This window comes from Pseudomonas sp. IT-P253 (assembly GCF_949768125.1).
Lineage (GTDB): Bacteria > Pseudomonadota > Gammaproteobacteria > Pseudomonadales > Pseudomonadaceae > Aquipseudomonas.
Map to the genome: position 1 here is coordinate 37,119 of NZ_CATKPT010000006.1, position 12,061 is coordinate 49,179.

At 59.2% G+C, this 12,061-nt stretch carries 13 protein-coding genes; 6 read left to right on the forward strand and 7 right to left on the reverse strand.

Features of this window, described 5'->3' with window-relative positions:
• Positions 1-23: 23 nt before the first annotated feature.
• Both ACM6IR_RS03350 and ACM6IR_RS03355 read right to left on the reverse strand, forming a co-directional pair.
• Positions 24-806, reverse strand: coding sequence for a transporter substrate-binding domain-containing protein (locus ACM6IR_RS03350; RefSeq protein ID WP_414906373.1), 783 nt, complete (start codon positions 804-806; stop codon positions 24-26).
• A 324-nt stretch (positions 807-1,130) separates the two neighbouring features.
• On the reverse strand, positions 1,131-3,581 hold the full coding sequence (locus ACM6IR_RS03355) for a penicillin acylase family protein (protein ID WP_414906374.1): 2,451 nt from the start codon (positions 3,579-3,581) through the stop codon (positions 1,131-1,133).
• A 217-nt stretch (positions 3,582-3,798) separates the two neighbouring features.
• Here ACM6IR_RS03355 and ACM6IR_RS03360 point away from each other — a divergent pair, with 217 nt between their 5' ends.
• Complete coding sequence (locus ACM6IR_RS03360) at positions 3,799-4,350, forward strand: cysteine hydrolase family protein (RefSeq protein WP_414906375.1); 552 nt, start codon at positions 3,799-3,801, stop codon at positions 4,348-4,350.
• Positions 4,351-4,480: 130 nt separating this feature from the next.
• On the opposite strand, the gene ACM6IR_RS03365 is transcribed toward ACM6IR_RS03360, so the two are convergent.
• From ACM6IR_RS03365 to ACM6IR_RS03380, 4 genes are all read right to left on the reverse strand, one after another.
• Positions 4,481-4,690 (reverse strand): SEC-C metal-binding domain-containing protein, encoded by a 210-nt coding sequence (locus ACM6IR_RS03365; protein ID WP_007906737.1) that lies wholly within the window; start codon positions 4,688-4,690, stop codon positions 4,481-4,483.
• A 5-nt stretch (positions 4,691-4,695) separates the two neighbouring features.
• Positions 4,696-5,181, reverse strand: a complete 486-nt coding sequence (locus tag ACM6IR_RS03370) for an LEA type 2 family protein (RefSeq protein WP_414906376.1) — start codon at positions 5,179-5,181, stop codon at positions 4,696-4,698.
• 161 nt (positions 5,182-5,342) lie between these two features.
• The gene (locus ACM6IR_RS03375; RefSeq protein ID WP_414906377.1) at positions 5,343-5,819 is read right to left on the reverse strand and encodes a YchJ family protein; all 477 of its coding nucleotides are present in this window, start codon (positions 5,817-5,819) and stop codon (positions 5,343-5,345) included.
• Between the two features lie 4 nt (positions 5,820-5,823).
• The gene (locus ACM6IR_RS03380) at positions 5,824-6,321 is read right to left on the reverse strand and encodes a DUF6231 family protein (protein WP_414906378.1); all 498 of its coding nucleotides are present in this window, start codon (positions 6,319-6,321) and stop codon (positions 5,824-5,826) included.
• Between the two features lie 191 nt (positions 6,322-6,512).
• Between ACM6IR_RS03380 and ACM6IR_RS03385 the strand changes: the two genes are divergently transcribed.
• From ACM6IR_RS03385 to ACM6IR_RS03400, 4 genes are all read left to right on the forward strand, one after another.
• Positions 6,513-7,208 carry an OmpA family protein gene (locus tag ACM6IR_RS03385; RefSeq protein ID WP_414906379.1) on the forward strand — a complete coding sequence of 232 codons (696 nt, stop codon included), beginning with the start codon at positions 6,513-6,515 and terminating at the stop codon, positions 7,206-7,208.
• 90 nt (positions 7,209-7,298) lie between these two features.
• Positions 7,299-8,012, forward strand: a complete 714-nt coding sequence (locus ACM6IR_RS03390; RefSeq protein WP_414906380.1) for an OmpA family protein — start codon at positions 7,299-7,301, stop codon at positions 8,010-8,012.
• 148 nt (positions 8,013-8,160) lie between these two features.
• Complete coding sequence (locus tag ACM6IR_RS03395) at positions 8,161-8,439, forward strand: DUF1145 domain-containing protein (RefSeq protein ID WP_414906381.1); 279 nt, start codon at positions 8,161-8,163, stop codon at positions 8,437-8,439.
• Positions 8,432-9,190: a collagen-like protein gene (locus tag ACM6IR_RS03400; RefSeq protein ID WP_414906382.1), complete on the forward strand. Its 759-nt coding sequence runs from the start codon at positions 8,432-8,434 to the stop codon at positions 9,188-9,190. Before ACM6IR_RS03395 ends, ACM6IR_RS03400 begins: the two co-directional genes overlap by 8 nt.
• A gap of 100 nt (positions 9,191-9,290) precedes the next feature.
• On the opposite strand, the gene ACM6IR_RS03405 is transcribed toward ACM6IR_RS03400, so the two are convergent.
• Positions 9,291-9,755, reverse strand: coding sequence for a CopD family protein (locus tag ACM6IR_RS03405; protein WP_414906383.1), 465 nt, complete (start codon positions 9,753-9,755; stop codon positions 9,291-9,293).
• Positions 9,756-9,853: 98 nt separating this feature from the next.
• Here ACM6IR_RS03405 and dinG point away from each other — a divergent pair, with 98 nt between their 5' ends.
• Positions 9,854-11,998: an ATP-dependent DNA helicase DinG gene (dinG, locus tag ACM6IR_RS03410; RefSeq protein WP_129441764.1), complete on the forward strand. Its 2,145-nt coding sequence runs from the start codon at positions 9,854-9,856 to the stop codon at positions 11,996-11,998.
• The last annotated feature ends 63 nt before the right edge of the window (positions 11,999-12,061 follow it).

Sequence of the window (12,061 nt, forward strand, 5' to 3'; positions counted from 1 at the left end):
CATCGCGAGATGGGCGCCGGGCATTATTTGCCGCTGTACAGATTCAGATCGCCAAAGTGTTTCTTCTGAATGGTGGCGTAGGTGCCATCGTCGTGTAACGCTTTGATACCTTTATCCAGTAGTGCCTTGAGGTCTTTGTTACCTTTCGAGATACCGACAGCTGTTTTGGCTGGCAGCAGTGGATCATTTACTGGCTTGCTGACTTCGTATTCGGCGCCTTGTGGCGACTTCAAAAAGCCCAGTTCGGCTTGCAGCATGTCCTGAATCGACGCGTCCAGACGACCGGAAGTCAGGTCAGCATAGACCTGGTCCTGGTTGGCGTAGGCCTGAGTGGTCACGCCAGCCTTGTCCAGCACGGCCTTGGCGTAGGCTTCCTGGATGGTGCCCTGCTCGTAGCCGACTTTTTTACCTTTCAGCGAAGCGATATCCGGGCTAATGCCGGAGCCCTTCTTGGACACGAAAGACGTCGGGCCGGAGAACAGCTCACTGGAGAAGTCGATGACTTTTTCGCGGGCCTCAGTAACGGTCATCGAAGAGATCACACCGTCGAATTTGTTGGCCTTCAGGCCCGGAATCATGCCGTCGAAATCGCTTTCGACCCATTTGCACTTGACCTTCAGCTCGGCGCAGATCGCGTTCCCCAGATCGATGTCGAAGCCTACCAGGCTACCGTCGGCCGCTTTCGACTCGAACGGAGCGTAAGAAGGATCAACGCCAAAACGCAATTCTTTGTATTCCTTTGCCATGGCGGAGCCGGCAGCCATGCACAACGCCAGTGCAGAAAGGGTCAGCAATGCTTTTTTCATTATTCAAATCCCTAAGAACCAATATGAGCGCTTGTGGCGCAGAATTATTGTTACTGGAAAGCGTAAGACCCATTGAAAGTAGCAATTTCCGAACCAGAGTCCCGAACAAGCGTTTTAAAAGGTGATACGAGAAGTGGCAGAGCGGGAATTGTGCACGAAAATGGGCATTAAGAAATAGCTGCACCAACTTGGTTCGCGGTGCCGAAAATTACAGTGGGAGCGAGCCTGCTCGCGAAGGCAATGTGTCAGTCAATATCATCGCTAACTGACACACCCCCTTCGTGAGCAGGCTCGCTCTCTCACACTTTTTGGCCGGTGGCGAACCTATTTACCCGGTGCCAGGGTCAACCGCTTGTTCCCGTAAACCTTGTCAAAGTTCTGCGGCTGCATTGGCAAACTCATGTACTGCCCCTTGAGCCATGGATCGATGCTGTCGAGGTAGTTCGGGCTGGCCGGGTTGCCGGATTGGCCGGTGCCGTTCTGCCCCATCAGCGGTTCGGCCTGACCGAAGTCGACGATAAAGCGCATGCCCGGTGCCAACGTGGTGTTGAAGTCCTGGCCCCAGGCGAACGCCGCGGTGTTCAGGGTGGTGTGATCGCCGCCCGCCGCCAATGGACCGCGCACCGTCTTGCCACTCGCATTCTTCCATTCGTAGCGATGCAGTTTGCCCCACTGCCAGGCTTTGTGATCGCCGCCTAACTGGCTGTCGCCCGCAGTGATGGCCGCCGCGAGGCTGCGCGCAAGGATCGCCGGTTTGTCTTCCTTCTGCGGCGTGCGCGTGTCATCCCAGAACGGACTGTCCTCGCGCCCTAGCAGGTGATCGGCCTGCGCTGCGTAGGACAAATTGCCGTTGGCGACAAACGCTTTCCACGCCTGACTGCTTTCCGGACCCAGTTCGTCGAGGAAGATCTGCTTGGTGCTTTCCTGCAAGAACAGCTCATAGATCGCTGCGTCGGCGGAGGTCGCGCTGAGCGTGCCATCAAACGCCATCAAGCGTGCCAATGCCTCGTGAGCCTTGCCACGATCAGCGACGGGCAACGCTTCGATGGCCTGTTTGAGCGGCTGGGACATGCCCGGTGCTCCAAACATTTTTTTCAGTTTGGCGGCGAAGGTTGTGGTCTGGTCGTATTGCATGTTGATCAGGCTGCGCGTGTCGTGTTTGCCCATGCCAGCCAGTTCGGCCAAGCGTTCGCCACGCTCCGGCGCCGACCATGAATTGGACAGTTGCATGCCATAGCCATGGGGAATGACCCGTTGGTTGGCGGTACCGAGCCAGCCTTGTGCCGGGTCCTGATCGTAGGGATGGAGCATCGGGTCGGCGTAACCGTCCCAATCGTAACGACCTTCCCAGCCCGGCGATGGCAGCAGGCCGACCCCTTCGCGACGGTTCGGGTAACGACCGGTGACCTGCCAGCCGATGTGGCTGGCGTCGGCAAACACCATATTCAGCGCGATGGCGCGGATTTCACGGGTGGCATCCGACGCTTTCTCGGCGTTCTGCGCCCGGGACAGGTCGAAAAACGCGTCCAGGGTCTTGTCGTCGGTGAAGCTCGGCGTCTGCAGGGCCAGGCCAAGGCCATTATCCAGCGCGGTGCCTTGGGCGCTATTGAGCAGTGGTCCGTGGCGAGTTTCGTACACCGCTTCGCGAATCGGCCGCTGGCCTTTGACGAAGTAGGTTTCGTTGCGAACGACAGCCGGCTGCCATTTGCCGTTGACCTCGTAGGAAAGCCCGTTGCCCTGGCGTTTGATTTTTTCCAGGAACACGTCTTGGTTGTCGCCCATGACCGAAGTCATGCTCCATGCCACTTTGCCGTTGAATCCACCGAGCACTATTGGCAAACCGGCGATGGTTACGCCAGAGGCCTGGTACTTCGGTGCACGAATCTGCACAAAACTGAACAACGATGGCACGCCCAGGGGGCCATGGCTATCGCTGGCCAACAGGCTTTTGCCGCTGCGACTGCGTTGCGGGGCGATGGCCCAGTTATTCGATGACGTGGCGCCCAGCAGATTCAGATCGGACAATTGACGGGTGGCGTTGCTGAGCTCGGCCAACCCCGGGATTTGCCCATTGAGCTTGATGCCCTGCAGTTTTTCGCTTTCAGCCAGTGGCAGTTTTTCGTCAGGAGCGGACGGCGTCAGCCATGCCAGTTTGTCAGTGGTGACGGTCTGGGCCAGCACCAGCGAAGAGATTTCCTCCGGCAGGTTGGCCGATTGGCTGAAGTTCAGCAGGCAGAAAATCAGCGCCGAATCTTCTGGCTGCCAATATTCAGGCTTGTAGCCGGTGGCCGCGAGATCCGCTGGCAACTTGTCGCGGTAGCGGAACAGGTAGGCGTTGACCCCGCGCGCATAGACTTCGAAGAAACGCTTGAGGCGCGGTGAAGACGCCTTGTACAGCTCGCTGGCGCTTTTCTTCAGGTTAACAGCGCGCATGTAGCGGTCGGCATCGAGCACGTCCGAACCGGACATCTCCGCCAACCGGCCCTGGGCCAACAGGCGCAAGGTGACCATTTGCGTGATGCGGTCGCTGGCGTGGACGTAGCCGAGGGTGAACAACGCGTCATGGAAGCTGTTGCTTTCGATCAGCGGCATGCCCAGGGCATTACGGCGCACCGAAACGTTCTGCGCCAGGCCTTTGAGCGGTTGCACGCCGATGGTCGGCGGGAGGGTGTCCTGAGGGTTCCAGGTCTGACAACCGGTCAGGCTCAAAACACCGGCCACTGCTGCGGCAACGCCGAACCGGGGAAGAAAATGTGTAAGGGCTGGCGAGGCCATGGCAAAGCTCCTGCGGGGGGTAGCGTCAGTAAAGGCGCTACGTTAGTGAGCAGGAGGGGGGCGCGCAAGCGGGGCATGGATCTTATTTCAGGATTTGCGCGCCAAACCGCACACTCGCGGATAACGCTCTACCTGTTTGCGTTGGATGGCTTGCCTGTATAGAGGAGGCGATGCTGAAGTAGGGGAAATTCAATGACCTTGCGGGGGGAAAGTGGACATGGAGCTTAAGACAAACGCAGCGCTGATCATCGTCGACCAACAGAAAGGCATCTTGCACCCCAAACTCGGTCGGCGAAATAACCCCCAGGCCGGGGAGCGAATCCTCGAATTGCTCGGGCATTGGCGATTAACCGGGCGGCCAGTGATTCATGTGCAGCATTTGTCCCGGTCACCGGACTCGGTGTTCTGGCCGCAGCAATCGGGGGTGGAGTTTCAGGACCGATTCCAGCCATTGGCCGGTGAGCAGTTGATCCAGAAGCAGGTGCCGGATGCGTTTTGTGCGACGGGGCTGGAAGCGAGGTTGCGAGAAGCGGGGATCGATCAGTTGATCATCGTCGGTGTGGCGACCCACAACTCGGTGGAGTCCACGGCGCGAACGGCCGGTAACCTGGGATTTGAGGCGTGGGTGGCGGAGGATGCGTGCTTTACGTTCGACAAGGCCGACTATTTCGGTAATCAGCATTGTGCCGAGGAAGTGCATGCGATGTCGTTGGGGAATTTGCAGGGGGAATATGCGACGGTTGTGAGCACCGGACAGATTCTGGCTTGATGGTGCTTCTTAGGCCGTCATCGCGAGCAAGCTCGCTCCTACATTGGTTTTGTGATCGACATAAACCCTGTGGGAGCGAGCTTGCTCGCGATAGCGATTCAACAGGCGAAAGATATTTTCGCCCGAAGCCTCAAGCGCCGTGGCACTTCTTGAATTTCTTGCCGTTGCCGCATGGGCAAGGGTCGTTGCGGCCCACGTCTTTCAGGGCATTGCGCACCGGTTCCTGGTGGGCGTGACCGCAGTTCGGGCCGTGGACATGGCCATGGTCGTGATCATGGTGGTCGTGATGGTCATGATCGTGGTTGCAGTCAGGGCCATGGACATGGGGTTGTTGAGTCATTGGTGTTACTCCGGAATTAAATCGGCGGGGATTATCACGCCATTACGCGCCAGGTGCACGTAGTGCGCGATGAATAAACCGGTTTCCAATTCACCTTCCAGACGATAGGGAATGGGCTGGTCGGGTTTCTTCAGCAGTTTCACCAGATCCCGGATCTTCGGCCACAAGTTGGTGCGGATCGGCACCTTGAAATAGGCGCTGTGCTTGGGCCCCACCGTAAACCAATGCTCATGTTCGCCTTCGGTCAATAGCATGTCGCCCAAATGAATACGATACTCCAGGCTTCGCACGGTCAGATCGCTGTCGTTGGGATTGTCGACGCGAAAGTGCAGCATGAATTTTTGCTCCAGCAGTTTGGCCCGGACCACTTGGACCTTGACCAGGTGCACTTGGGGTTCCGGCTCATCGTTGCCGAACCATGAGGCACAACCTGCGAGCCCCAAAAACAGGAGCAGAGTGAAGGCCTGTAAGGCGTGCCGCTGACTGAGCATGGAGTGACTCCCTTCCTTGTAGCAGCTGGCGAAGCCTGCGTTCGGCTGCGAAGCAGTCGTAAAATCAGGTAGCGCGGTGTTTCAGGTAGCCCGGGTCAGCAGGATTTGCGACTGCTACGCAGCCGAACGCAGGCTTCGCCAGCTGCTACAGGTCACTCACCTCAATTGCCAAAATAACCCGCGCAACACTTCTTGAACTTCTGCCCGCTGGCGCAGGGGCACGCATCGTTACGCCCGGCCTTGAGTGGGACAGTGGGGTCAATGAAGTACCAATGGCCGGCGTTCTGCACGAACGACGAACGCTCGCGATGGCTGTGTTCACCACTGCCGTCATGCCAGCGCGCAGTGAAGGTGACGAACGCGTGTTCCGGTTGCCCGCCAAAGACCTCGGAGCTTTCCACTTCAAGGCCCAGCCAGGTGCTTTGCGCGCTCCAGTCGCTGATGGATTGACGATCGAGGCCGGCCTGTTGCGTGGGCAGGGTAGTCGCCACCAAGTAGTCGATCAGGCCCAACACGTAAGCGCTGTAGCGCGAACGCATCAAGGCTTCCGCGCAGGGAGCCGGATGGCCGTCATGGTAATGACCGCAGCAGGCGTCGAGCAGGGTGCCGCTACCGCAAGGGCAAATGGATGTACTCATTGCGTTACCACCAATATTTCCCGAAGTTTTCCGGATTGGCCCAAAACCGGGAGTTGAGCCAGTCGGGTACTTGTTTGTAGTCAAGCAGATCGTAGGTGAACAGCGTCAGCACTTGATCATCGCGCTGGAAGCGTTCACTGGCTTGCAGGGCCAGCGAGAAAAAATCGGTCTCCTGCCAGCCGCTGGCCGGCAGGTCCGCCAGCACCGCGATGCGACTGGCATTGAGGTTGCGGATCCCACCGAGCAAATTCAGGCCTTCGCGTTTGGGCAAGTGTTCGAGGCAATCGACAACCAGCGCCAGGTCAAACCGGCGTGCGGCCAATTCGGCAGGCAAAGGGCCCGGCGCCGCGTGCGCAACGCAGCAGTCCGGGTGCGCGAGCTTGAACGCTTCCAGTGCCGGGAACTCGCTGGCGCCAATCAGCAACAGACGCGCGGGGGCGTAACGATCCAGCAAAGCGGCCAGCGCCTGCTGTGGGGTGCGCGAAGAAATACCTGCAATCATCGAAGATCCTCAATCAGAGGTGCCAAGACTAGCCTGCTCAAAGGTTCGGGCCTAGAGCGTCTTTCCCCCAAAAAGAACCGAACACCGTTGAACGCAGGAAAAAAACGCAATGGCCTATTGCTGGCGGAGATTAAAAGTCGGGTCTTTACTACCAGAATCGGTTCTAAGCCGATCCCTCAGGAGAAAACTAGATGAGCATAGTTCGGACAGCATTACCCTTGGTTCTGCTAACCAGTGTGTTGACTGGTTGCGCAGGTTTGCAGAAAACCGACTGGCCGACCTGTGCGGCGGTCGGTGGTGTCGTGGGCGCAGGGCTCGGCGCGACCGAAAGCTCGTCATGGGCGGGGTATGGCGCGCTGCTTGTCGGCGGCACCGCAGCGGCCTATTGCTGGGTTCACGGTGATGGTGACGAAGACGGTGATGGCGTGCCGGACAGTCGCGACAAGTGCCCGCACACGCCTAGAGGCGTGAAAGTCGATGCCGATGGTTGTCCTTTCCCCGCACCGGCACCCGTGGTCGAACAGGCAGTGGTGGTCAAGGAAGAAGTCATTGTCATCCGCGATGTTCACTTCCAGTTCGACAAGGCCACACTCACCGCTGCGGATAAAGAGGCACTCGACAAGATCGCTACTCGCCTGAAACAGGAAGCCCCCACTGCTCGACTGACAGTCACCGGACATACTGACAGCGTCGGCAGCAGCAAATATAACCAAAAACTGTCGGATCGTCGTGCACACTCGGTGGTCGAGTACCTGATTTCCCAAGGTGTACCGCGCAGCGAATTCGTGTCTGTTACCGGTGCCGGTGAAAGCCAGCCGGTTGCCGATAACAAAACCGCTGACGGCCGCGCCATGAACCGTCGTACTGAAATCAAAATCGACCGCTAGCGCCCACTCGCATCCCGGCTTGTGCAGTCGCGGATGCGGGTCTTTACTCCTGTGTAACCGGCAACGGCCGGTAACACAGGAGCTTTGACCATGAGTGTTCTCTCACGGGCCGTCATGCCGGTTCTGCTGCTTGGCAGCCTGTTGACCGGTTGCGCTACACACAGCGATGGCACTGCCCCCCTCAATCAACGTAACTGGCCGATTTGCAGCGTCATCGGCGGGCTGGTTGGTGGCGGTCTGGGTGCGATCGAAAGCGGCGGTTGGGCGGCCGGCGGAGCAGCACTCGGGATCTTGACCGGCGGCTTGATCTGTTACGCCCAGGATGGCGATGAAGATGGCGATGGCGTCTTCGACCGACGTGATCGCTGCCCCGATACACCCTCCAATACGCCTGTCGATCATCACGGTTGCCCGCTGCCACAATACCCGGCCAGTGTGAAGCCCGCCGAACCTGTGCAAACGGAAGTCATCACCCTGGACGACGCCGTTCTGTTTGCCTTCAACAAGTCTGACCTGACCCCTGCGGGGCAAAGTCAGCTTGATTCGCTGATGGACAAACTGCAAAGCGCGGATGTGGTGAGCATCAAGGTAATTGGCTATACCGACAACGTGGGTTCGCAAACCTACAACCAGGCACTTTCGGAACGACGCGCGAGCAGCGTGGCGGCCTACTTGCTCAATCGGGGCCTGGCACCGGACAAACTCACCAGCGAAGGCAAAGGCGAAAGTCAGCCAGTGGCTGATAACGAAACAGAAGAGGGGCGCGCGAAAAATCGTCGCGTAGAATTGCGCATTAATCGCTGAGCCCCGTGACAGAGCCGTCGGACCACAAATGTTGTTGATCCGACGGCCATTCGGCGGTCTGCCTGAAGAATTTTCCCTCGCCCTCTGGCTTATCCCGCATGGAAGCCGTTACTGTGCTTGCAAATAATAATTCTCTGCGGGGGCGCGTATGAAGGTGTTTTGGGGGCTGGGGAAGCTGTTGACCCTGCTGTTTTGGCTGGTGGTGCTGGCCAATCTGCTCATCCCGTTTGTCCATCCATTGCATTTGTTGCTCAATGTGGCCGGCAGCCTGTTGGGGGGGCTTCATCTTCTTGAGGTGATGTTCTGCAACCGCAGCCTCAAAGGTCGCGCTCACCCTTGGCTGGATCGCCTGCAGATACTCCTTTTCGGCGTTTTCCACCTGCAAACCATCCCCGCTCCGACTGCACCTAAGGCTTCCCATGCATAAACTCTGTCTGCTCGCCGCGCTTATCAGCCCGTTCGCCTGCGCCCAAGTGGTGAGTGTTGAAACCAATTCCCTGATGCGTTTGCCCAACACCGCCAGCACCTTGCAGCTGGAACGTCTGGAAGTCGCCGATTACGGCACGTTGCTGATCCCGTCTAACGTGACCGAAGTCACCGTGGGCCAATTGCACCTGGGTCGTGAGGCGCGGATCGCCATCGTGCCGAGTGAGCAGCCACTGGCACTGAACGTCAGCCATGCCGAATTGTCGGAAGGCAGCCAAATCACCGCTCGCGGTGCGCCGGGGACTTACCTCAGGGCCGCCCGATCCGGGCGCAATCTGAATTTGCAAATCAAAACACTGAAGGCGCCGCAATTGCTGGTAGACGCTCGTGGTGGCGCGGGCGCACCGGGTTTTGTCGGTCTCGATGGGGCCAATGGTCAGGCGCCGGGTTGCACCTGGGGCCAGGCCGGTCGCGGTGCCGACGGCAGTGATGGCAGTAACGGCCAGCCCGGTGCAGCCGGTGCGCTGGTTCGGTTGCAAGTGCCGCGAGATTTCCCGGCCGAGCAAATCAAGGTCCAGGTCGCTGGCGGCGCCGGTGGCATGGCCGGTCCTGGCGGCAAGCCGGGGGCGGGCGGTAAAGCCAAGGGCTGTTTCGTCTACCAGGCCGATGGCGGCCAGAACGGACGCCCGGGGGCTGATGGCCAGCCGGGGCCTGCGGGCGCGGCAGGTTCGGTGACCGTCCAGCGGTTGTAAGCTGTTTCTAAAATGTGTGTCGTCTGCTCGATGGTATTCGCGAGCAGGCTCGCACACAGTTGATCGAATTCCACTGTGTGCGAGCCTGCTCGCGATGCTTTTAGAACATCGGCCGGGCCGCAGCAATCGTCACCAGTACCAACCCCACAATCAGATTGATGCCCACCAACTTGCGAATTTTCCCCAGCACCGCAGCCCCTGTCGGCCAATCCTGCGCGGCCACCGCCGTACGTAATTCCGGCAACATCAGCGCCTGAATCCGGATAAACAGCGCGGTCATCACCACGTACAACCCCATCATGACCTGTACATAACGCGGTGCGGTTTCAAAACCGGCGTATTGCAGATGAATCATGCCCACACCGCTGATCGGCAAAAGCACCACCGCCACCCAGACCCAGCGGAAAAAACCTTGAAACACTTCTACCCACAGCTTCAACCGGGCCGGACCTTCCAGGGCTTTCATCGCGGCGGGACGCAGGACCATCCAGGCGAAAAACATACCGCCCACCCATACCAGGGCGGACAGAACATGCAGGGTGTAAACGATGCCAAAAGGTGTCATTGAGGTACTCCGTTCTGCGCGGGATTAATTAGCGGGGTATGATAGCGCCACCCTGAACCACTGAAAATTTATCCAGCGTTTTTTGCGCCCGACAATCCATGATCAGCACTGAACTCAAAACCACGATCCAGGGCGCCTACTCGCGTTTTCTAGAAGCCAAGAGCCTCAAGCCGCGCTACGGTCAACGCCTGATGATCGCCGAAATTGCCAAAGTCCTCGGTGACATCGACACCGACGACGAAGGCCGGCGCAGTGGCGACCCCGCGATTGTCGCGGTGGAAGCCGGTACCGGTACCGGAAAAACCGTGGCCTACAGCCTGGCAGCAATCCCTACCGCCAAGGCTGCCGGCAAACGCCTGGTGATCGCCACGGCCACCGTGGCCCTGCAAGAGCAGATCGTCTACAAGGACTTGCCTGACCTGATGCGCAACAGCGGGCTGAATTTCAGCTTCGCCCTGGCCAAGGGGCGTGGGCGCTATATGTGCCTGTCCAAGCTCGACATGTTGCTTCAGGAAGGCCACGCACAAACCGCCACGGCGCAGCTGTTCGAAGAAGAAGGCTTCAAGATCGAAGTCGATGAGGCCAGCCAGAAACTGTTCACCAGCATGATCGAGAAGCTCGCCGGCAATAAGTGGGACGGCGACCGCGACAGCTGGTCCACAGCGCTGGAAGACGCCGATTGGGCGCGCCTGACCACCGATCACAGCCAATGCACCAACCGTCATTGTCCCAACTTCGGCCAGTGCGCCTTCTACAAGGCCCGCGAGGGCATGGGCAAGGTCGACGTGATCGTCACCAACCACGACATGGTGCTGGCCGACCTGGCCCTGGGCGGCGGTGCTGTATTGCCAGACCCGCGCGACACCATTTACGTCTTCGACGAAGGCCATCACCTGCCGGACAAGGCCATCGGTCACTTCGCCCACTACACGCGCCTGCGCTCTACGGCCGATTGGCTGGAAACCACCGCCAAGAACCTTACCAAATTGCTCGCCCAGCACCCACTGCCGGGCGATCTGGGCAAGTTGATCGAGCAGGTGCCAGAACTGGCCCGTGAGATCAAAACCCAGCAGCAGTTCATGTTCACCGCGTGCGAGCAGGTGGCCGACTTCAAACCCGGCGAAGACGTAGAAGGTCGTGAGCGGCCGCGTCATCGCTTTGTTGGCGGAGTCGTTCCCGAGCACATGCGCGAAATGGGCATTGAGCTAAAGAAAGGCTTCGCCCGCCTGACCGATGTGTTTACCCGCCTCACTGAATTGCTCAAGGAAGGCATGGATGGCGAGGTCAACATTGGCATCGCCAGCAACCAGGCTGAAGAGTGGTATCCGCTGTTCGGCAGCCTGTTGTCCCGTTCTTCGGGCAACTGGGAGTTGTGGGGCGCGTTCACCGCTGAAGACCCGGAAGACAACCCGCCGATGGCGCGCTGGCTGACCCTGGCCGAAAGCGGTTCGCTGTTCGATATCGAGGTCAACGCCAGCCCGATCCTCGCGGCGGAAATGCTCCGGCGCAATTTGTGGAACGTGGCTTACGGTGCGCTGGTGACGTCGGCGACCCTGACGGCCCTGGGCACTTTCGACCGCTTCCGCATGCGCGCCGGGCTGCCGAAAAAAGCTGTAACGGCGGTGGTCCCAAGCCCGTTCCATCACGCCGATGCCGGTGTGCTGCGGGTTCCAGACCTGAAAGCCGACCCGCGGGACGCGCCGGCCCATACCGCGGCAATCATTCGCGATCTGCCTGCTCTGGTCGAAGGCTCTCGCGGCACACTGGTGCTGTTCTCCTCGCGCAAACAGATGCAGGACGTGTTCGACGGCCTCGACCGCGACTGGCGCAAGCAAGTGTTCATTCAAGGCAACCTGTCGAAACAGGAAACCCTGAACAAGCACAAGGCGCGCGTCGATGGCGGCGATTCCAGCGTACTGTTCGGCCTGGCAAGTTTCGCCGAGGGTGTCGACTTGCCCGGTGCATATTGTGAGCACGTGGTGATCGCCAAGATTCCGTTCTCGGTGCCCGATGACCCGGTTGAAGCGGCGCTGGCCGAATGGATCGAAGCCCGGGGCGGTAATCCGTTCATGGAAATCTCCGTGCCGGATGCGTCTCTGAAACTGGTCCAGGCCTGCGGTCGCTTGCTACGCACCGAAGAGGACCGAGGCACCATCACCTTGCTCGATCGGCGCCTGGTGACCCAGCGCTATGGCAAAGCGATCCTCAATGCGTTGCCGCCATTCCGTCGCGAAATTTCCTGATACACCGGTGGGCAAATGTGCCCACCGCGTTGTCTATCTCTCTACCATCGCTTTTCCACTGGC